This window comes from Methanosarcina sp. 1.H.T.1A.1 (assembly GCF_000979295.1).
Taxonomy (GTDB): Archaea; Halobacteriota; Methanosarcinia; order Methanosarcinales; family Methanosarcinaceae; genus Methanosarcina.
Genome location: NZ_JJQY01000058.1, coordinates 1 through 22,538 on the forward strand (window position 1 = coordinate 1; position 22,538 = coordinate 22,538).

The following is a 22,538-nucleotide window of genomic DNA, read 5'->3' on the forward strand; positions in this document are numbered from 1 at the left end:
GGAGTCCGTCTCGTGGGCTCGGAGATGTGTATAAGAGACAGGACTTATACACTGCATCAATCGGGTCTTCATAGAAAGAGATCTGGAACTTGCTGAAAAGATCAGGAGGTACTGCTGCAATCTTACCTGCTGACGCAATCGGGATCAGCACTCTCTTCGCTCCGGCATCAAGACATACCTGTAAAAGGCCTGCCAGGTTTTCAATTACAGCTACAGATCCTCCGATTGTCATACTTCCGAGGATTGCGGTCTGTTCCTGAAGCGGCCTTTCCAATGCTCCTGAACAGAGGCTTATGAAGGCTGCAAGGGCGAGTTCTTCGGACATGCCAACTCCATAGAGGTCCTGGACGTGCAAAAAGTAGTCTTTTTCTTTTACGGAGATGCTCTGGCTTATGGATTTTGCGTTGGCTCTGAAGTAATTGAAAGCTGTTTTTATTGACTCTTTTGCCTGAGAATTTGAACCTGTACCCGATTTTTCGTATTTTCCCGAGCCGGATACAACCTGGACTTCAAACTTGTAGGCCCCGATTTTGCCAGATTCTGTAGCAGCAACTGCATAGGCTTCTCCGGGCTTTGTGATGCCTGCGGGGATAATCTTGTTTCCGCCGCTTTCGGGCACAGATACGAAAGCTTCTTTCAGGTTCTCATTATCAATGTAGGAGAAATTCACATCGAAGAACTCGATTCCTCCTATCTTTTTCAGCTGCTCTTTTACACGCCTTCGACCTACGAGAGCGTATTCAAGGATCTCCTGCGCCTGCTCTCTGGTGATATTCTCATCCGGGTAGATGAGTTTCATAAGACCGGAGAAGGTCTTTTTAACCGCAATTACATCGCGCTGGTTCAGGTTGTTTCCGAGTTTAAAGAACCTGTTTATATTGTCGGCGTAGGATCGCTTCCTCATTTCCCGGAAGAATTCTGCAATATAGTCAACTATGAATCCGTACCTGTCTGTAAAGTGTTCAGGCCTGAACTTCGGGATTTCCCAGCCAGGGATGTAGTAGTGCATCCTGTCGAAAAAGGCGGTATCGCTGTTCATGGCGTCCGGGAAGGGAGAAAAGAGGTTTGAAGTCTTTATTAAGGACTCTATACTCTGGTTGACATTTCCAACAAAGACGATGGACGCATTTGCATTCTTTTGCTCTTTTCCCCTTGCAAAAGAGCCGGAGGCCATGTAGTCTTTGAGGATCTGGATTCCGTCCTTGTCTTTGAAACGGATTCCTGCAACTTCGTCAAATGCCACTACATCCCAGAACCCCACGAGCCCTACCTGTCGGGTGGACATGTTGTAGAAGAGGTTTGCAACCGTGGTCTGCCCTCCGGAGATCAGGATTGTGTTTGGGGATATTTCCTTGTAAACGTGAGATTTTCCGGTGCTTTTCGGGCCGAGTTCGCAGAGGTTGTAGTTATTTTCGACAAGAGGAACGAGCCTTTCGAGCATATGCCATTTGATGGAAGTTTCAAGCTGGGTAGGTTCCATCCCAATGCTTCTCATCAGGACGTCAATCCACTCATCTTTAGTAAAGTTCTTCCTTTCTACCAGGATCTCCTGGAGGTTCATATTAGGGATCTGGATAGGTTTCAGGCTGGAGATGACGAATGGCGAAGAAGCTGATTCTGTAGAGTACTCCATCTTGATCATGCACCAGATTCCACCGCCTAGAAGCTTGTCGTATTTTATGACATAATCAGAGTCAATTTCAATGTTTTTAAGCCCAAGGTTGGAGAACTCAGCTTCGTAGACGTCTCTCCTTTCATTGAGTGTGACCGTGATCTTATCAATAATGGTGTAGTATCCTGTCTCCCTGATCCTTGATTTGATCTTTTCGGCTTCATCAGACCTCACATAATTCTGGGACAGGATATTTTTGACCTTCTGGACGCCTTCCTTAATTACATCCTCGTCATCATCTGCGCAGTAGGAGCCTAGAAGGTATTCCAGTACATAGACAGGGACGTTGTGCCCGACCTTCAGCAGTTTTGTAAGGTCTTTTCTCACAACCCTGCCGGAGAAGTACTGATTTAATTTTCGGTCTGTTTCAAGGCTTACTGTTTCGAGATCTGCTTCAACCATTTTATCCTGTCCCTAAAACTTTTTTTATTCCAGAATCTTTATGCCTGATTCCCTTTTTCAATTTAGAAGTCGTCAAAATCGCCAATCAAAAGGTCAAGTTCGAATGGAGTCCTGCCAATATCTTTGATTTCATTTGTGTCTTCATCAATCAATCTAAGGTAATATGTTTTATTTTCAAGACCGTTGCCAAGAGTAAGTATAACAGTGTGTTGCCTTTCTTCGGGATCATCGGATTCGCTATTGACAATAATGGTTTTTTCGTCACTGACCATTTTTTCCTGTTCACCGTCAATATCCCAGAATGAAGCCCTAAAGGTGCGAGGTTTCAGCTTATCAGTCACTTTTTCGGTCTGGAAAATCTTTACTTTAAACTTGCTGCTTGTGATCTTTCTCCGGTCATTTATTACCGAGACATTGACTTTGCCGTATTTGATGCCTTTCTTTTCCAGGGTTTTTTCATCCCGCCGGTGGTTATATGTCAGGACCGGAATGATAATCTCCTGAGGAGAGGCTCCTCCGTGTACAAAATTGAGTCCGCCTCCCTGGAGTTTGAATCTGAGGTCGGTTTTCGGGACATAGGCAAAGAGAGGGGAATGTTCCTTCCCGAGAATATGGCGCATGTCAAAGCTGTGTATGTTATCCAGTGAATTATCCGGTGCAAGCTCCTGGTCACTCAGAATAAATCTCTTTGTAGTATCAATTATTCGGGTTTTGTCAAACGATGAGGTTTCTACCTTATCCACATTTTCCATATCATCTCTTCTGTACAGGAAACCGTGATCTGCTGTGACAATGATATTTGTTGTGTTTAGGCGATCACTCAGGTACTTGACCAGTTTCTTGATTTCTATAACTGTTTCCTCTACTGCATTGAAAACACTGTTTTCCGAGGACTGCTTATCACCAATGGAGTCTATCTTATTGTGATATATGTAAAGGACTCTTTTTCCTTTGATTAGTTCTCTTGCCTCTTCCCGGCTGAATTTAATAAAGTCTTCATAATTCAATGCAAGTGAGTCTGCACATTTACTCTGCAGGATTTTGTTCCTTTTTTCAAGCCCTTCGGAACTTATTCCGTCCACAAAGATTTCTTTTCCTCTGTATTCCAGAGTGTTGTGAGGAAGTAAACTTGCCATTCCGAGCTTCGTGTATGAAGGTAAGACTCCTGCCATGTAGCTGAGTTCGGGAAGTCCCCAGGTATCTTTGTTGAGGGTTTCAAAAAGCTCGACAGCTGCTTCGTAGCGCAGTGCATCGGAAATGATAACTGCAACTTTACTCCTGTCATCTCTTTGCAGAATCTTGTTTACATGCCGTTTGTAGAAGTCCTTCTGGCTGTCAGCAAGTTCAATCTTCCACTGACCGTTGAGCTCGGAATCAATGAGGCTGCTCCATTTCAATATCAGTTTTCCGAGCAGCTTGTTAGTGTAAAGGTTTTCGACCTGAGGCCTCAGGTTTTTCTTCAGGATATCCTTTTCCTGCTCTTTATCATAGTAATAGTAGAATTTCCTGTAGAGATAATCGATCTGGTAGTAAGTCTCAGCATACGCTTTGAATAATTCGTACAAACTGGGGGTGTTTTCAAGCGCATCAGCTGCTTTAGGATTATCATAGTATTCCCTGGCAAACTGGAAGAGCTTAACCGCATATTCAAGCGCATTGTAGATGTTTTCGTATTCTGAAAACCAGTGTTTTGTCCGGCGGGTATCGATCCAGGCAAGATGGTTTTTGAAGTCCTCTTCAGTTGAATCCACAGGACTGTTCAGGGATTTGAGTATCTGAAGGATTACAACCTTATCAAAGGTTTCCACGGCTTCAGCTTCAAGATATGTCTGCACATCACGTTTATCAAGTTCTGCCTGCAGGTTTTTTTCCAGATCCTGACCATTTTCTTCAAGCATTTCCCTGGTATATTTCTCAAACGTTTTGGAATCCCGTGAGCTGTCCATCCAGTGTTTGAGAAAGATCTGGCACTCGTTTTCCTTCCGGTCAACATACTGGTCATAGCCTGCCGGGGAAATTCCGGAATACCGCTTTATGTGTGTGACAAGGAAACTCAAGAAAAGCTTCTTCAGGGTAGGATTTTTTGCCGAAAATCCAAAATCCTCTTCTGCAAGTTCCCAGAAGTTCTCCTCCATCCCGAACTTTGAGATATTCTCCCATACCGGGTTTTCAGCTTCATCCAGGGATCTCAGCATGGTGTCCCTTATAATCTGTTTGAAATCAAGGGCCTGTGTCTTTGAAAAAACAGCCAGCATACCCAGAATGAACTCCTTTTCCCGCCAGTCCCGCTGGTGGAGCTTCTTTAAGGGGTGGACTCTCTCTTTCTGGTTGCCAAAGAATTTCTCGTATTTCGTGAAGAAGTCGTCCAGCTCATGCCCATCGATTTCAAACTCACTCTTGATGTCCGAAATCCGGCTGTTTTCAAATCTGGATGAATAGAGCTGGATATCAAAAAGCCAGTTATCTTCGTGTGCCCTTTCCTTTTCCGGGCAGTATATGAGATAATTTGACTCTGGATCTTCAATTTCAAGGAGTTTTTTGGTTTCAAAGTAATTATTGTCAAGGATATGGAATTTGATTGCCTGCCCTTCCAGTACCTGAATTATTTCTTCAAGCTCTTCTCCGGGAGCCTGCTTCTCCTGGTCCCAGGCGGTTTTGTCCCTGTCGTACCAGAAAACTATTTTTCTCTTTTCATAGTCTTTCAGTTCCGAAGGGGAGAATTTCTTGAGTATACTCTGGCTTGTTTTTTCTACATTGACCATGAAAATCCATATCCTGCGGTTATTCTTAAAGGACTCAATTGGGAGCTAGAGATTTACATACTTTATCCATGAAATACTCTTTGATTTTTAAAAGTTTTTGCTGATCTTATTAATGTTTGGTCACTAACTAAGCTAACCCTATAGCTCACAGTTGCTTCTTTGGATCTCGAATTTGGAGTAATTAATGGATCTAATTCATGAAAGTATTTCTAAAACTTTTGGATATGAAAACAAAGTTAGTTTTTGGGATTAGCTCTATTCACAAGATGCCAACAAAAAGGGTAGAAAGAAATAAGATTGGGAAAATTAAAAAGAAAAAATTAAGGAATTTTCCTTTTCGTATCCTCCTCAAATTGTATGGGTAAAAGTAAATTTCACATACTTACCGAAAATTTAAAAATTTAACTAAGTCTAAAAAACATACTCATGCGACGCACCCAACTTTGGAAATGTATGACAAAATTGTTTCATATTTTCCGGGTTGGAAAATTCTCCCTCGAATTTGAAGAGGATACCAATTTTCCTTCAAAAGCAGAAAACGGTCTTCTTGTATCCTCTTCAAATTGAGCGGAAAGCTTTTCAGTTTCAACTCAGTGCACTTTTTTCTTGGATGAGTTGAGCCAGAGATAGCATCTCACACCTATTGCTCACTCTATCCAGGATGTAATCATATGCACTTACGCTCAGTTTCCTTGCTGTCTGAACAATAGTCGTGAATGTATCGTTTGCTCTTGTTCCTTCATCGGTCACGGATTGAAGGCTGACATCTCTTTTCCTGACCTTTACTCTTGCTACTAACTCTGCTCCATTGTTATGCAATGGAATTTCTGGAAAAGTTAGTACCATTAATAGACTTTCCTTTTTCCCTTTTGTTTTACTGATCCTATCATCGAGTGGAGGATAGTTTGTTTCGGTTGAAAACAACCGGTCAAACTCAGCAGACAATTGCTTCGCTACGTCTGAATTTGGGTTTTTCCTAAACTCACGGAGTTTAACATAATAATCCCAGTACTTATTCAGAAATGCTTTCACCTTTTCCTGATAATAAGGTACTGTCGTATGTAACTTTTTGTAATGCCTTCCATCATGAATCCAGCAAAGAGCATGGTGGTATGTAAGCTACTGAATTGAGGCGCATCATCACTTAAAAGGGTGTTAACCACAGCAGGTATGCTTGCCATCTGATGAATGAAACAATTGCACAGGCTTCAAGAATTCTTTTCTTAGTATTTTTATTTCCATCTGGATAATAGAAGAGCCAGTATTCGATGCATTTCTTCGTCACTGAATACTTTATTTTTGTGATCAGAGAGTTTTTGCTGCCATATTTTTGCTACATTGAACGTTTCCATCAGATCAAATGCTTCTTCGTTAAGGCAGTACTTTCTTTCCTTTCCTTTCCACACAAGAGAATATCTAAAATTGTTTCCCGATCCTTATGGGGTACTGTGAAATAAGCAGTGTAATGAGGATTGCAAAGGATCTGAGTATACCAATTTTCCCCATTGACTCTGACACTTGTGTCATCAATCTGCTGATAAGTTGTGGATTTGAGACCTGCCTGAAAAATATCAGCCTTCTCTTCATGGAAGTTATCAATATTTTTTGTCAGCATCCGAGAAATTGTAGCTCTGGATATGCAAACACTGACATTTTCCAGGAACTCATGTATTTTGGGTTCTGAAACATTGGCGATATTGTGCAGAGCAATTACAGCAGATCTAATTCCAGGACCAAATTCACCGTTTATACCTTCTGGCAATTTTCCCCTGTATGTCTTACCCTCTGAAGGTGAATTATATTTCTCTATCTGAAATCTGGTATTCCAGGGAATTATTAGAATGTCCCTAATAACCACTTCGTCATACCCTTTGAAACATGCATCTGGGGGTAAAGTAAGGAATGATTCAAATATAATATCAAGGGTTTTGTTGTCAAGAATGATTATTTGGGGAAATGGAACTATAGATCAATTCCCAAACTGAAATTTAGAAGTTATATTTTTTGCATTCCTAAATTTATCAATTTTGCAAGTTTCAGTATGATGGATCTCTATTTTATTCTTTCTTGAATTTGATTCCCTAGGCTTTTTAGGCATTCTTTCTTTTCTCTCTTTTTCAGAAGAAATGTCCTAATTCTTGTTAGAGCAACGAATTTCAGGCTTGGGTTGTTCACCTTTGAGTAAGCTGATTTCATCTCGAAGCTTTTGGACCTCTGACCTGAAGGATTCTATCTCCCTACTCAGTTCATCAATAATAAAAAGTAGAACACGAATAATTTTGGCATACTTTTCATCCTCTATCTTGTCAGGATTGATACCAGAGAGACCAGTAATTGTGTGAGAGCTTCAGGAGTCATCTTTATACCCAAACGAACATGAAATCTTCGAATAACAGACACAAAAAATGAAAATGCTTTCAAGCATTTTCATGCTAAAATGTGAATATGTGTAAATGGAAATACTATTATATTTTTCCTGTGATTGGAAGTCCCTCATATTTGAAGAGGATACGATTACTTCCCATTACAACTTTCCATTGCTTCTGAGTAATAGGGTATTTACCAAGGTAAAAAGGTTCCTTTAACCCTAATTTGACAGAATTAACTAATTGAGAAAGTATTTTATTACATAAAACATAGTGCGCATCGACATAGAATTTTTTAGTAAAATGAAAATAGCAAAAATCAGAGAACCTAGCATAGAAACTTCAATTGTATAAAGTAAACAGAAGCATGAAACTCAGTTATTCATTTAAACATTTATGCTTCTGTCAAATTGGTTAAAAAGGTGATCATGTGCTTGACCCTCCTCCTTTAAGCTTCACAACCCAGTAATCTTTTTTCCCGTGGTTTCCAGTTATATTGCCATCTTTTGAATTTGAGTAACCGACAACGATATAACCACTGTCGGAAATTTGCTGGATGCTTAATGGAACTTCACTTGAGTTTCCTCCCAAGTACTTCTGCCATATTACATTCCCACTTGTGTCCAGTTCCACGATCAAGTCATCGCTTTTCCCGTGGTTTCCAGTTACATTTCCATCTTTTGAATCGGACCAACCGACAACGATGTAACTACCGTCAAAATTCTGCTGGACACTCAATGCGCCATCCCCACCTGAGCCTCCAAGGCACTTTTGCCATTCTATATTCCCTTCAGTATCCAGTTTAACAACCCAACAATCACTGCTCCCGTGGTTTTCATTTACATCACCATCATTTGAATCAGACATACCAGCAACGATGTAACCACCGTCAGAAGTCTGCTGGACACTGTATGCACAATCAGATATTGAGCCTCCAAGACCCTTTTGCCAATCTATATTTCCTTTAGTATCCAATTTCACAACCCAGTAATCGTTTATTCCATGATTTCCTGCTACGTCGCCATCTTTTGAATCGGAGTGACCAGCAACGATATAACCACCGTCAGATGTTTGCTGAATGCTGTATGCAAAATCATATCCTGAACCTCCAAGGCACTTTTGCCAATCTATATTTCCTTTAGTATCCAATTTCACAACCCAGTAATCGTCTTTTCCGTGATTTTCAGTTACATCGCCATCTTTTGAATCGGAGTGACCAGCAACGATATAACCGCCATCAGATGTTTGCTGAATGCTGTATGCAAAATCATATCCTGAACCTCCAAGGCACTTTTGCCAATCTATATTTCCTTTAGGATCCAATTTCACAACCCAGTAATCGTCTTTTCCGTGATTTCCAGTTACATCGCCATCAGTCGAATAAGAGGAACCGGTAACGATATAACCGCCATCAGAAGTCTGCTGGATATCCCGTGCGCCATCTTTATCGGAGCCTCCAAGGCACTTTTGCCATTCTATATTCCTTTCAGTATCCAGCTTCACAACCCAGTAATCGTCTTTTCCGTGATTTCCAGTTACATCACCATCTGTCGAATTGGATTGACCGACAACGATATAACTGCCATCAGAAATCTGCTGAGCACCAACTGCAAAATCATCGCCTGAGCCTCCAAGTAACTTTTGCCACTCGATTTCAGGTGCCGGCTTTGCGGAAGCTACAGAGTTGTTATTATTCCAATACACCATCGTTAACATTCCAAATAATACAAAAAACAGGAACATTCCAGTAACTAATTTTTGTTTATTAGATTTTAGTATCAATATCCATATGGCTTCTTTCTCTTTTTTCCTTTCTAGGACTTTTTTTTCTCTTTTCGTCCTTTCCTGATCTTCACTACCCCTGCAGAGTTCTTCCTGCTGCTTTCTTTCCTGTTCTTTTTTTCTTCTTTCCTGATCTTCTCTTTGTTTTATTTCCAGGGCTTCGTTCTCTTTTTTCTGTCTCTCTTCTTCTATTTGCCTGCTAATTTCGTCCTTTTGCTTTTTTTCCCTATCTTGTTTTTCTTTCTTTTCTTTATCCTCTTCTTTCTGCTTGCTTCGGCACTTATCTAGGTCAATTCTTTTCAATTGCTGCACAGTTTCAATATAATTCTCAACCAAAATTTCGCCATTTAGAAGAGATTCTAAATTATCAAATATAGTGGCATCGACTGACTCTAGAGGAGAAGAAGTCTCATAATATTTCCTTAGAATTGTCTGAGATTCGCTAAGTATAATGGGAGGAAGTTGGGCACTGAATTCTTCAATAAGCTTTTCCTTTTTTGATTCATATTCATTTTCTCTAATTAGTTGAAGATTTCTCCCAATGAAGATATTCCCTTCTATGCTCCCTTTCTTCGCGGGGGATTGGGAGCAACTCTCAGTTGTCTTTTCAAAAGCGTAGTTGTACAATTCATCAATGGATATTAAACCGTCTTTATCTTTATCAGCATAACCTTTCTCTAATCCTTCTATTAAGTAATAGGTAAAGAAGCTGTGTCCTAATTCATTGTCTTCCATTGCCGTCGGAGCGCCAGCTGACCCTGTTGACGTGAGAATGACCGTACCTCTAGAGGAATAACTGGCAAGCTTTTCTTCGATGTCTGTATCCTTTGCTCCAGCACCTGCGCTATAACAGCAATCCAATACTATAACTACAGAAGCCTTCTCAACCTGTGGGTACTTCAGGCAATCACTTATAAAATCAAAAGGTACTGTAGATGTCTTCATTAATTTTTCGTTAGTATCTTTGAAAATAAGATAAAGATTGTTTCTATAATCTTTTTTCCCATGTCCAGAGAAATATATAAAGATTAAGTCCTCTTGGTGTGTATTTGTAAAGAGTGTTTCAAGTTCGATCGATGCCTCTTTGCTAGTTTTATCAATGAGAAGAATAACATCGTCAAAATCACATATATTCTTGTTCTCGAGGATTTCCTTCATTTTGGTAGCATCAGCTACTGCAAACTTCAGTTCTTTATCTGAATTCGGATAATTATTCCCAATAACAAGCGAGAGTCTCTTTCCAACCATAGAGGTTACCATTAAAATTATTCAGTAGAATTATTAAAAAGACTCACTGCATCACATATTGATAAATTCGGATTTTCATCAAAATACTTTTGTAATTTTGGGAGGGTTTGTTTCGTAATTTTAGCTATACTCCCATCAGGACATTTTATCTCAATATTAGAATCTGGTCTATAGTAATGCCAGTTTTTAATTGCTTCAAAAACGATCTCGACAAAAATTTTTGCAGTAATTTCAATGAATATGGCATGGCTGAAAAGAGTAATCACATCAGCTTTTTCTCCCTTACCACCTTCAAGAGTCAAAGGCTTTATAGAACCTTCTGGTAGTGCTCTAGATATTTCATCATAAAGATACCAGCATTGATCCTGCCAGTATTCTGAAAGATTATCCACGTTATCTGACTGTAATATGATTTGGAAGCTACTTTTATCAGGAATCTGATCCATTTTACCATCTCAAAGCCCTTGAATCAATAACTCGAATCGATGAATAGATGACTTCCTTTCTTTAACAGTAACTTTGTTTTATATCAAAAAGATTTCGAATTAACTCTGTTAAGCGGATTCTACCTTCAATTGCGAAAATAGTTGAGTATGGCATAAAGAACGTAAGTCAAAACGCAAAAGTGCAATTATTTTGTATTCTCTCCAAATTTAAGGGAAAATTTTCTAACCAGAAAAATACACAATAATTTTGTCGCACGGTTAGGAAGTTTAGAAGATATTTAAGATCCATATTATCAGTTTATAATTTCGTATAATCTATATCGTAACCTGCTGCACCTAATTCTTTTGCAAGAGCAAGTTTCCAACCATTGTTTGAATCATAAAGGGTATACAAGCTTCCAAAGATGTCAGATGGAAACTCAAAATTTTCTCCAGTTTTAAGTAGAGCACAAACATTTTCTCTACCTAGCTTCCCAAGAAAATAACCAAGTTCTAAAATCACGTTTTGCCGGGCTCTATAACTCGCAGATTCTGGTTCCTGATCTTTTTTATAACCTTTATCGTCGGGAGAAAGGAGAACTACAGCAAAAGATACGTTTTCAGAGCAACTTTCAAACTTTTCAATGATTGTTTTCCCACGATTTGCCTGCTCGTGTAAGATAATTGGCTCAAAACCTATGTTTTTTAATGTCCGAGCTACTGCTTCTTTCATCCCATCGTCATGACCATGAACAACAAAAATCTGATTAGTCTTAGGTTTTACCTCTTCCATTTTTTCACCGAATTTCTTATTCTTATATCCAGGCTCTCCTTTAATGAGATCCTCAGTAACATCTTCCCCTTCCTTGGTCACGAGCCACTCATTTGAGATTTGTGGTGCTACGGCTTTTTTTGGTCTTTTTGTTCGAATAATAGGTATCAATTCTGCAGAGTTCATTTCTGTTTTATTAATCTTTATCCTCTCGATATCCTCAGGAGGAATACTTTTTCCATTAACAAAGATATTCTCACCATTTTCATACGGAACTATAAATTGACTAAGAAGTTTTTCTTCGCTCAAATCAAGCTTTAATTCATCAGTCACTTTACTGGATTTCTGCCGAATTTTAACGTGGTAGTACATTTTGCCATCCAAAATATCCATTAGATTTTTCCAACTAACCCCTCAAATTTCTTATAATTCTCCACAACCCCATCATCCAGATCAATCTCAATCATCTGATCCGCTTTATGCTGAAGCAGTTCATCATACTTAACGAGCTCTTCAATCTTCTTATTAAGTTTCGAAAGCTCAGTTTCTGCTCTCCCGTTATTTTTGGAATTTTGAATATTCTCTTTTTCCAGAAGCGACCTCTGAGCATCCAGTTTTGATTCAAAATCGAGCAGATAATCTATTCTCATCTTCGCCAATGTAGTTTTATCATACCTGTGCATGTAAACGAGCGCATTGAACGTTTTTCCTTTTTCTGAAGAAGTAAAGAGCCAGTAAATCGGCCTTTTCTTATACATTTTAAGGTGATCGCTGTAGAAGTCCTTCAGGAAATAATCCCTGATAACCTTCTCAGAAGCTCCTCCTTTCTTCGAAAGCGCCCCTGCAATAAAGTCAAGGTTTTCAGAGAGCGTTTCTGCTCCAAAAGTTAGTTTCAAAAACTCCTTAAACCTGCCTACAATATCATCCGTGTAATATTCGTCATCGAGGATCGGAATTATATTATCTTCATCCGGCAGGAAAGAAGCTCCAGATACTTTTTCCTTAAAATCAGCAAGCTTTTCTCCCTGATTTGCAAGTATTAAACCTTCTTTTTCAGGCGAATATCTTCCGAACATGCAGCCGACAGCATAGGATATAAATTCCTTTACGGTATCGGTCAGCAGCAGTTTTTCCAGTTCTTTCTCGCTTTTGTTGTTGCCATAGCGATAATATGGGTTGCATGTCAGCGTGATTTCAGAAAGAGGAACATCTGGGGTCATTTCATCTTGCAGACCATAGGCTTCAATGAAAATGCGGTTATTTTCTTCCTCCAGCCGCTGCATTTCAAGAGTCATTTCTTTCCAGTGAGCGCGGAGTTTGGTGTAGGTTTCAGCGAGTGTTGGCTGACGGAATTCAGGCTTAAGGAGGGGGAGGGCGGTGAAATCCCAAGAGGTTTCGTAGGAATCCCAGTCTTTTCGAGTTAAGAAAACTGCTTTTCTGGCGATTTCATTAATAATGTCTTGAGTTTTATTGTTTTCAATAGTTACCCATGGAAGTCGTCCTATATTTTCGACTTGAAAATTAAGGGTTGGATTCATTGCTTTGAGAAATTCGAAAGCTAAGCCAGAACACATGAAAGCTCCAACTTGCAATAACTGACTCGCCTCTGGAAAAGCACACGAACCACCTACGTCAAAAATGAAACCAGCATCAGAAATTCGAACACCAAACTTTGATGAGCTTATAAATGTCCATGTCAAACAAGGTTTAAAGTAAAAAGCCTCGTTGGAAATCTTCCAACCAAGATTATTCCAACTTAGCTGTGGATATTTTTCTAGAGTTTCTTTTTTAATCTCAAAACCATTGTTTTCCCAGTTGACTATGTATTCGTTATTTCCGTACCACTTTCTGAATTCACCTCCTTTATTGTAGGGAATCCACTTTACATTCTTGTCGATTACTTCTATTGAGGATTTACATCCAGGTACAAAGCAAAACTTGGAGACTTCATACCACAAACGCAAATATTTTGCATTATCCCCCGTTCTCATCCCAATCTTAGCAGGTGCGATCGAAGTCAATGGATTACCGACTTCAAAAGCTCTACGAAAAGTTTGTGATGCCCAATAAGCAATCGGACTCCCCGGAATCTTCTTGAAGTCGGCGGCGGAGGCGCGGAAGGGTTCAGTTCTTTTTGCTTTCAGTTCAGCTTTCTTATCTGCTTCACAGTTTCCGTCAACCAGCCGCAGATAAGCTCCTTTATACTCAGGGTTTTGGGCATTTTCAAGGACAAAGGCAGTTGTTGAAACGACCTCTCCCCCGATGCTGTCAAAAGCCCGAGCCCCGAGGTGAGCCATAGTTAAAATGGTGTCGTTGTTCAGGATGCTTTCACGGAGTTTTTCATAGGACGAAAGGAACATCCAGCTTTGCATGGTAATCATCGAGACCATGCCTTTTTGCAGTGCAAGGTCACGGTTGCGTTCTATAAACATGGCAAAAAAGTCGGATTTGCTGTCCGGGTAGTTTTCCTGAGCAAAAGCCCTCAGTTCATTGTTCATGCCTTTGCCGCCCATGTACGGCGGGTTGGCTATGACCACGTGGTATTTCGGGCTGAGGTAGTCGGCCTGCTTCAGAGCCTTCAGGACATTCTGGTGAGTTGAAAGCTGGGAGAGGTTGCCGGATAGGTTTTTCGATTTTAGAAGGTGCAGGAGGCTTGATACGTCTTTTGCAGCCGGGCGTATAAGTGAACCGAAATTGTCGGCTTCGGCAAACTGGAGCAGAGTATCTCTCTGCGCGCTGGTGAAAAGGTCACTTCCGACTGCATCTATGTAAGCGTTGAGTTCCCCTTCCTCAAAGGAGACGTTTTCCAGCATGCAGATGTTGGGGTGGGCCTGTTTTTTGAAAAACTGGCGGTCTTTGGCTCTCGCTTTCATGGTCAGTGCAAAGCCGGCGAGTTCTCCCGCGCGCCTGTCGATCTCGATTCCGAATAAGTTTTTGGTCAGGATCAGTTCAGGGATTTCGGAGGAGAGATAGCCTTCTTCTTCGTAAATGGTGTAGAGGAGGTCAAAAGCGTAGACCAGCATGTGCCCCGAACCGCAGGCCGGGTCGCAGACCTTGAGTTCCTCAGGGGAGTTGATTTTCAGAAAATCGGTTTCGGGTTGAACCTGCGGGTCAGGTTTTATGTAATACTCCATATGGTCGGCAAGGGTAGAGTCCGGGCGGTTGAGCATCCACAGGCGGCCGAGGGAGTTTTCCACAAGATAGCGGACAATCCAGTGAGGGGTGAAAAGCTGGGTGACGGCAGGGATGTTTTCCTTGCTGATCTTGACGTTTTTCTTCAGGTCGGCAAAGACTTTGTCCTTCTTCGGGGCGATGTAGTCCTGATAGATCCAGCCAATTATCTCTACTTCGTGCCAGTCCTCGTCCGGGATAATTGAGTTGAGGTCTTGCAGGACCGAGCCGGTATGGAGGAGCTTGTCAGGGAAGAGGAGTTCGGTGTAGTCCTCTATTTTTTCGAAGAGGAAGGGCATGGTGTCATGCAGGTAGTTGCAGAGCTTGAGGATGAGGCATTTATAGAGTTCCTCATTTTTGTTTTCGGCTTTGAGGTCAAAGACCTGGTCCCTGTCGAGGTCCAGAAAGTCAAGTTTCAGGGCATTTGTCAGGAGGTCGGGCTCGGTTTTGTCCGGGTCGGCGGAGGTAAAGACTTTGATCCGGTCCGGGAGGCAGCCGTTCATCTCCATGAACTTGAGGGCGACCAGCCGGTTGAACCAGGTGTAGGTCGCTTCCTCCATGACCTGTTCGTAACCTTTTTCCTTGATCTGTTTTACAAGCTGGGAGCGCTGCTCCTTTATGCGGGCGTTGAAGACTTTTCCGTTTATGATAACGGAGTCTGCGTGCTCTTCTACGGCATGGATCTTTTCGGAAGAGATGCCGTAATGGGCGGCCCTATTTTCAATCTCCTGCCTGAGTTTTCCGCGTATGGCGTTTGAAAAATCCATTATTGCTTTTTTGTCCATTTTTGCAGTTTGGCCCATTATTTCATTTTCGTCCATTTTTATCCGGCTCCCCTTTAGACCCTTATGTTCTTCTCCTCAAGGATTTTCATCAGTTTTCCCCTGAGATTTTCCACGTATTCATCAATGTCTGCACTGATTTCAAGCAGCTTTTCGGACTTGAAAAATGAGATATTCGAGATGAATTCGGTATCTCTATTGAGGTTAAGCGTAACCTTGGCCGGGGGTCTGACCAGGGTTGTTGCTTTTCCCGGAGTTCCGGGATTTGCGAGATCTACAGCAGATATATCTGTACCATCCGTACCCTGACTGCCCTGTCCGGAGGTGTTTCCTTTTTCGTTTACATTTTCAGTTCCGGCCCCCTGTCCTGCTCCCTGTCCGTTTTCGTGCCCGGATGTTCCATATTCCTCTTTTGCCTTCTTTTCCCTGAGTATGCGGCTCCGCTCATCGATCTGCCTGTAGGCATCTTCACGCATGTACGTAATTCTTGAAAGCTGGCTCTCGACAAGGGCGCAGTCCTCGGCTTTTTCCGTGAAGCTTTCTACCTCTTTGAAAGGTCCGAGCGTGGATTCCACGAATTCCGGCGTGAACTCTTCTCCCGAAAGGGCCCGCTTGAGCTCTTCAAGTACGCCTGTAAGGCACTGCATAACTTTTTGTTTCTGGGCTGAGAGGGATTCCTTAATAGAGTCTTCCACTTTTCTTCCCAGGGGGGTGAGTTCCTTTATGCGGGAGTACGGGTTTTCCAGGCTCAAAATAGTGTAGATCTCTCCAAGGCTTGCTTTTGCCTCTTCGTCAAGGAACTGGACGTTTCTGTAAAAAATCGGGTACTGCTTTGCAGCCTGCCTGAAGATCTTTACCTGGGTGCCGCCAAAAAATGCCCTAACAGGCTCTGCGCCCGTATAGAGAGCCTCAAAATCGTTTTTGCTGGCTGCAACTGCCCTGAAAAAGGAGGAAGGGTCGGAGTGGTCCAGCAGGCCCTTTATGAACTGGCTGTAGGCTTCTATTTCCGTTTTCCCGGGGTAGCGCTTTTCCTCTTCATATTTGGCTGCGATTTCCCGGAGGGAGGAAAGTTCTCCCGAAAAGGTTTCTTTTGCAGTATTGTAGAGTTCCAGTTCCTTTTCCGGGATGTTTATTCTTTCAAATTTTTCCCTTAAAAGCAGCCTGACCGCCTTCAGGTCTTCTTCTCCGGTCTTTTCCCTGATTTCAATGACCAGTTTGTCGGCTTCGTCTTTTCTTGTCAGGTGTTTTGCTGCGGTTTCGGGGTCGTTGACAATGTATCTGGCCTGGGAGCGGAGTTTTATTTCTTCCCTCATGTAGAGGACGGCAACAAGCCCGGAAATCGTCATCTCCTTCCAGCCGTAGGGCTTCTTCATGAAGTGTTCCTTTACATCCTTGAGGACGATTCTCCCGCTTCTCTCATGCCTGATCTTAATATACTCAAGCAGGTCGTTCAGGGCGAACTTATTGGTCTCGCTGTCCTTAATCCCGTACTTTTCAAGATCGTCCGAACGCAGGACTCTCAGGACATCGCTATCGCTTTCGTAGTCCCTTGTTATATAGTCGGCTTTGCTGTAAACGTTTGTAACCAGGAGCTCAAGCCCTTCTTTTATGCGTTCTTTCGGGTTTTGTTTCCCGATTTCTACTTCCTTGTTATCGACGAAGACCTTTGCATTCGAGATCCCCTTTTCGATCAGTTCCACTGTTTTCTTTCTCGCATTTTCGGCATCCTGCTGTTTTGTAGCAAGGATGTTCTTGATCTCCTGGTTGTTCCTGTTCGTGTTGTTCTGCTTGAGGTATTTCTCAATTTTCAGGTAGGACCTTATCTTCTCAATAAAATCGTTTTCAGGGAACACAAAAAGCAGGGTGTCCTCAGAATCGATATTGCTCAGGCTGTACCCGTCCAGGGACTTCTGGCTTCCTTTCCTGAAGTACTCTTCCGAAAGCGGGGTCAGGAACTTTACGGTAAGGTCGGTATTCGGGGAGGTTTTATTCCTGTCGTCAAGGGCTTTATTGAACTTGTAAACCTTATGGGCCTGCGGGCAGATGCCTTCCTTAGTATTATATAGGGTCTCGTAGACCTCGTCAAGGATCTGGTGGTTTTCTACTTCAATCCTTTTGATTTCTTTATTGATCTCCTGTTCTTCATTTGTCAGGAAATAATACCTGTCCTCGGACTTGCTAATCAGGGTCTGTTCTTCGAGTTTCCGGAGTGATTCGGCAATCCTCTGCCTCAATTTGATCTTGTCCTCATCAACCGAAGAAATAGAAAGCACTGTCAGGTTGTCCAGGTTTGGCTCAACTTCCTGAATGCTCCTGATCATGAACAGGATTTCCAGAAGCTCGCAGTCCTTCTCATTAAGGTAATCATTTTCCGTTGCCTGAGTAATTGTCTTTGCTATGATAGGGTCCAGGAAACCTTCAATCGTTTTATAAAAAACGTGGAACGGAATCAGCAGTCCTATATTTTCCTCGCAGTGGTTTACGGTTGATTCCTTGAATGCGCTGAGCATGGACCGCTCCCCCTGCGCCAGGTGCTTGCCCGTAAACCCGGTTTTCCTTATCCTCTCAAAAACCTTCTGCACAAGGTTGAACTGGTAAGGGACAAAGGGATACACACTGACAAAGTCCTCTTCTCCCCTGTAGACCTTCATCTCAGTTCTGTTCGAAAACGAGAGCAAATTTTTAAGGATTGTCTGTTTTTCAGCATAGTAGGAAGCAAGCACATCCCCATACTCTTCTTTTTTACTCAGGATCCTCTTCTTGATAACCTCGTCCACGTTTGCACTTGAAAGGTTCAGTCGGGTGTTAAAGCGTCCCTGGATCTTGGAGAAGTCATACCCCTTCACATGTTCCCTGGTAACGGTATCAATATCAGCCTGAGAGGTCACAATAACCCAGGCCTTTCCCTGCAGCTTTGTCCCCAGTTCTTCGACTATGGTCTGGAGGTTTAGCATCAACTCGCTGTTTTCTCCTATATACTGCCCGATTTCATCTACGAGGAAAATTACCTGGTGCCCTTCTCCCTTTGATTTGCAGTATTTTTCAAGCTTTTTTGCAAATTTCTCCACACTCAGGGTGTAGTTTGCGCCATCATTCTCAATCAGCCGGACAGCAGCCTCCCTGCTCATGTAGCCGCAGCTTTCAAGGGCTTCGATTATGGGGTCCTGTTCAAAAATGTAGGTATCTCTTCTGCTTTCCCAGCTTTCCCCTTTTATGCGCTCAAATTCGGATTTGAAAGCTTCATAAAGCCCTTTTTCTTCAAGGTCTTCCTCAAGTTCCGCAATCCAGAAGACGTCCCCCAAATACCCCCTCATCTCATTGAAAGCTCTCATGAAGATGTTTACTATCTGTTCGTCTCCCTTGTTTACGGTGTTGGCCTTGGAATCGATGTTGAACAGAATTACATCTTTACTGCCTGTAGTCACTGCTTTTTCAATGTTTCCGTATATCATGGGGTCATCTATTTTTGTTCTGAAAAAGTCGAGTGCTGTTTTTCCCTGAACAGTTCTGTTTTCCAGCAGATAAGAAAGGATTTTTAGAAAGTGTGATTTCCCCGAGCCGAAGAATCCGGATACCCATACTCCTGTTTTATCAGTTGGCTCCTGCGTAGCTGTGGTATAATTTCTAAAAAAATCATCGAAACGTTTTCGGACTTCTTTTGTTACAACATATTCATCAAGTTCCGTGTAGACGCTCTTTTCGTCTCCCTGATCAACCTTTATAACCCCATTGACATCTCGCCGGATGTCTTTCTCGAATAAATCTTCTATTTTTATTTCTGCTGTCATGTTAAGCACTCTGGACAAAAATCAACAAGTATAGAATACAAAATAATTTACTCTGTAATCTGGAAATTCTCAATTTCTTATTTGACCCTACCAAAACCCGGAGAAAACCCCATATTAACTTGCATCAGGCATTAACGGAAAAGCCCTGTAGTAGTTCTTGTTTTTGAATTCCCCGAATAAACTCAGGTCAAGTCCGCTGAATTTTCCAGGATAGAATGTGATCAGTGGTTTTTTTGCAGTTATGGAGTGAAGGTTGTTGAGAACGGAATGCGCTCTGATCATCGGCCAGGCATTTCCTATTCTCGTAAGAAAAACAATCTCAAAGTCGTCGCATAACCTGTTTGCAATCTCATTTTTTATAACTTCAGGCTTCAGAATTATTTTCACTTTTTCGAGTAGAGCGTCTGAACCTTTTTTCTTCTCAAAAAGTATTAACTGTTCCTCAGTAATTTTCTGGGACAAAATCTCAAGACAGAGCTTGTACAGATCGATCTCAATTATTTTTATTGAATATTTACTTTCAAACACAGGGATCAGTTTTTCGACAGTATCCCTTACAAGGAGCTCCTTTTCAGGTTCGTAATCAAATATCCAGAATGGAATCTCATTTCCCAGCCCCTTGCATTCCAGGAAATCATTCGTTTTTATCTTTTCTTTAAATGCTTCAAGGCGTTCTTCAAGTATCATATATTCCATCCAACCCTTTATGGCGGAATATTTAAATAAAGAGATAATAAACCTTTCTAATTAGTTGCTTCTTTAAAAAAATTCAGTGCTTTTTATTATATTACTTTTTTTATGCCTGCCTAATCTTTGCTTAATATCTTATACAATTTCTATTTACACGCAAACCTTATAATGTCTACAACTTTATTAATAAACGAATCAAACAGAAATCCCTGTCTCACAGCTGGTAAAAACAGTATCAACCATTATTCTCCAGTCTTAGGTCACTATATGCGTTTTGTCACACAATCACATGGCTGGCAAATCTTTCCTCTGCTGCTTGTCAGTGGGGCGGCTAAAAACAAAAATAGAGTTACAGTCCATCCCCCTGGGCGAAGAGAAAAAAGTTACTTCTCAATAAGGGCAAACTCTCAAAACCAGTCGTATTCTTTCTTTCGTATCCTGGTAAGGGTCGAGCAAAAATTTTACTCCAGCAGGGTGCAGCCTTACTTCAAAATCCAGACTTCATCACGGGGTACGTGCTTCTCTTTTTCTTCATTATGTCGCTGTTGTCCGGAAGATCTAGCACACTAAAATGTACGATAAAATTTAGGCTCTTCGCTGTTTAGATATGAAACAAGACGGTTTAATGCAGTTGTTTTGCCTGACCCTAGGTGGCCGGTGAAAAAAAAGTTTTATTGGTTCGTGAGTTTCAAGGCTAAGTTCAAGGCGGATTTATAGTTTTTCAATATTTGTTTCGTTCTGGTCTATTTCTACATAGTAGTTTTCCAAATCATCATTTTGAAGAGCTTTATTTGGATTAAACAAGTGGTAGAACTTTTTGTTTTGCAAATAGTTTAGCTTTGAATAATTCTTAAGTTTTCGGATATGTTGCTTCGTTGCAGACTTCACGGAAAGACCGCTCTCCTTCGTCGAGCGTGAAGTTGTCAAGGGTCCTGAAAAGCAATATTCTCAAGCCGGCTGTTGTGAGGAATCATGTGGACTGTTAACAGATCGACTCTCTAATTTTAGTCAACGTTCCACCAAGATTTCTAATATATTTAATTATAATTATATTATCTGTCGCAAAGGTTTACACTTAATTTTTAGAACGAATCAAAAGCACACTGTCTTAGAAGATGTTGAAGAGATCCTCTCTTTTCGAAGTGTAATTCTTCTTTTTTAGTGTAATTCTTTGCGAGAATAACTATAGCTGACAGGGGGATATGGTATATGAAAAATTATATATTAGTTATACTGCTTGGCGTTTCGTTCATAATGTTAACAGGAACTGGCCTCGCGCAGAATGAAACATCTGATTCGGAGGCTTTTCGACAGGCTTTAGAACAGGACGGATTCACTGTACAGGACGGTGAGCTGGGATACTTTGATCTAATCAGATTATTAGAGGAAGGAGTATTGCCTTCTGCATATGGAAACAATCCCACCACAAAATATGTGGCGTTTTTTGTTCCAGCGGCATCTGGTCATGAAGTAGATGAACGGATTTCTAAATTAACAAGTACACTCGGGATGAGTGGGAATACAACTCCTTTCTGGAACCTTGGTCCTGATGAAGCCATTGTTTTCGTGGGAAGAACCCCGCCGGAATGCAGGTACTTCAGTTACGATAATTACATAATGCACAGGACATATGGGAATGAGAAAAGATGGCTCTTTTCCAATATAGCAGATACGTTGAACAGCCTGGTTATCAAAACCGAAGGGACTCCGAATGGGTCGTCTGGAAATCCTTTCAATCAAACCACGGTAATAATCATTACGGCTGACAGAGGCATTGATCAACGCATCCGGGCTGCTGCTCAATCAGCGGGGTATTCGGATAACATAACCAACACCCAGATGCTTCCCTCATCCATATTAAACATGGGTCTGGAGAATAACTCCGATACATTTGCCGCATTTGTCCGCCCGGCTCTATATAATGACACGCAGGCTGGTGATGATTACATCAATAATACACCTGCAACTGTTTTCCGGATTACTCCCAACGAATCTACGGAGCTGGACCCGTTTGATTATCCGGAGCTAAGGGTCCGCGGAACCGGGCAAACAGAGTTTGAGCTTACGGATGATCTAGAAGAGCTAAGGGTTGCGATTCTTGACAAATATAACGAATCGAATGCCACAGAACTTCCGACCAGTCAGGCAGTTCCTGTAGGGAGTGACGCTATTCAGAGAGGAATTAACGCTGTAGGTCCTAACAACGATGCATGCTATCTATGGACAGCAAACCAGACGGTCTCTTCGCCGACACCTCCTTTCTTTAACACCTCACAGTACTATCCTTTCCTGCAAGACCCGGTAATTACTCTGGGCAACGATACCAATGAATTCATAATCGTCTATGGGGTTAACCATGTAGCCACAGGAAAGGCGACGTACTCAAACTTCGCAATATACGGAGCTGATGTGTGGAATGGTGTCAGAGCAATCACAGACGCAGATTTCAGCGGGTCTGCTGAGGAATATCTCCCTGACAATCCCAATGCGAAATACCTTTATGTCTACAAACTCGCAAGGAACTGCAGCGAAGGTGATCAATACTGCTATGAGGTTCCCTCCGGTGTGGGAGTTCACGGCATAGAGCCGGATCAACCACTTTTTGTTGCCTGGAGGGCCTACATGGAAAACTCTACAAAAACCGGGCCAGCCTACTCAGAGATCGTGTACGATAGGGC

12 protein-coding genes are annotated in these 22,538 nt (G+C 41.8%); 1 reads left to right on the forward strand and 11 read right to left on the reverse strand.

Annotated features, from left to right (window positions below; genetic code table 11):
• The 11 genes from brxL to EO95_RS06150 all read right to left on the reverse strand — a co-directional run.
• Positions 1-2,074, reverse strand: a 2,074-nt coding sequence (gene brxL, locus EO95_RS06110) for a protease Lon-related BREX system protein BrxL (RefSeq protein WP_156163993.1), incomplete at its 3' end; no start/stop codon positions are given.
• 62 nt (positions 2,075-2,136) lie between these two features.
• Positions 2,137-4,836, reverse strand: a complete 2,700-nt coding sequence (pglZ, locus tag EO95_RS06115) for a BREX-1 system phosphatase PglZ type A (protein ID WP_048133220.1) — start codon at positions 4,834-4,836, stop codon at positions 2,137-2,139.
• A 585-nt stretch (positions 4,837-5,421) separates the two neighbouring features.
• Positions 5,422-5,928, reverse strand: coding sequence for a transposase (locus EO95_RS16685; protein WP_082105950.1), 507 nt, complete (start codon positions 5,926-5,928; stop codon positions 5,422-5,424).
• Positions 5,865-6,017 carry a hypothetical protein gene (locus EO95_RS17495; RefSeq protein ID WP_156163994.1) on the reverse strand — a complete coding sequence of 51 codons (153 nt, stop codon included), beginning with the start codon at positions 6,015-6,017 and terminating at the stop codon, positions 5,865-5,867. Before EO95_RS17495 ends, EO95_RS16685 begins: the two co-directional genes overlap by 64 nt.
• 170 nt (positions 6,018-6,187) lie before the next feature.
• On the reverse strand, positions 6,188-6,694 hold the full coding sequence (locus tag EO95_RS16690) for a transposase (protein ID WP_052733518.1): 507 nt from the start codon (positions 6,692-6,694) through the stop codon (positions 6,188-6,190).
• Between the two features lie 934 nt (positions 6,695-7,628).
• Positions 7,629-10,232, reverse strand: a complete 2,604-nt coding sequence (locus EO95_RS16995; protein ID WP_162197349.1) for a caspase family protein — start codon at positions 10,230-10,232, stop codon at positions 7,629-7,631.
• A 17-nt stretch (positions 10,233-10,249) separates the two neighbouring features.
• Positions 10,250-10,678 (reverse strand): hypothetical protein, encoded by a 429-nt coding sequence (locus EO95_RS06130; RefSeq protein WP_048133222.1) that lies wholly within the window; start codon positions 10,676-10,678, stop codon positions 10,250-10,252.
• 298 nt (positions 10,679-10,976) lie between these two features.
• Positions 10,977-11,801: a TIR domain-containing protein gene (locus EO95_RS17990; RefSeq protein ID WP_048133232.1), complete on the reverse strand. Its 825-nt coding sequence runs from the start codon at positions 11,799-11,801 to the stop codon at positions 10,977-10,979.
• Positions 11,802-11,821: 20 nt separating this feature from the next.
• A complete protein-coding gene (pglX, locus tag EO95_RS06140; RefSeq protein ID WP_394297353.1) occupies positions 11,822-15,421 on the reverse strand; it encodes a BREX-1 system adenine-specific DNA-methyltransferase PglX in 3,600 nt (1,199 codons plus the stop codon).
• Between the two features lie 17 nt (positions 15,422-15,438).
• Complete coding sequence (gene brxC / locus EO95_RS06145; protein WP_048133224.1) at positions 15,439-19,170, reverse strand: BREX system P-loop protein BrxC; 3,732 nt, start codon at positions 19,168-19,170, stop codon at positions 15,439-15,441.
• Positions 19,171-19,284: 114 nt separating this feature from the next.
• Entirely contained in the window at positions 19,285-19,866 is a 582-nt protein-coding gene (locus EO95_RS06150; RefSeq protein WP_235282887.1) for a DUF1788 domain-containing protein, read from the reverse strand.
• 1,203 nt (positions 19,867-21,069) lie between these two features.
• Between EO95_RS06150 and EO95_RS06155 the strand changes: the two genes are divergently transcribed.
• Positions 21,070-22,538, forward strand: a 1,469-nt coding sequence (locus tag EO95_RS06155; protein WP_048133226.1) for a hypothetical protein, incomplete at its 3' end; no start/stop codon positions are given.

Excerpts from the sequence above, each read along its gene's own strand:
- pglX (WP_394297353.1), bottom strand. The coding sequence starts at position 15,421 with ATGGACGAAAATGAAATAATGGGCCAAACTGCAAAAATGGACAAAAAA.
- EO95_RS17990 (WP_048133232.1), bottom strand. The coding sequence starts at position 11,801 with ATGTACTACCACGTTAAAATTCGGCAGAAATCCAGTAAAGTGACTGAT.
- EO95_RS17495 (WP_156163994.1), bottom strand. The coding sequence starts at position 6,017 with ATGGCAAGCATACCTGCTGTGGTTAACACCCTTTTAAGTGATGATGCG.
- EO95_RS06150 (WP_235282887.1), bottom strand. The coding sequence starts at position 19,866 with ATGGAATATATGATACTTGAAGAACGCCTTGAAGCATTTAAAGAAAAG.
- EO95_RS16995 (WP_162197349.1), bottom strand. The coding sequence starts at position 10,232 with ATGGTTGGAAAGAGACTCTCGCTTGTTATTGGGAATAATTATCCGAAT.
- EO95_RS06130 (WP_048133222.1), bottom strand. The coding sequence starts at position 10,678 with ATGGATCAGATTCCTGATAAAAGTAGCTTCCAAATCATATTACAGTCA.
- pglZ (WP_048133220.1), bottom strand. The coding sequence starts at position 4,836 with ATGGTCAATGTAGAAAAAACAAGCCAGAGTATACTCAAGAAATTCTCC.
- brxC (WP_048133224.1), bottom strand. The coding sequence starts at position 19,170 with ATGACAGCAGAAATAAAAATAGAAGATTTATTCGAGAAAGACATCCGG.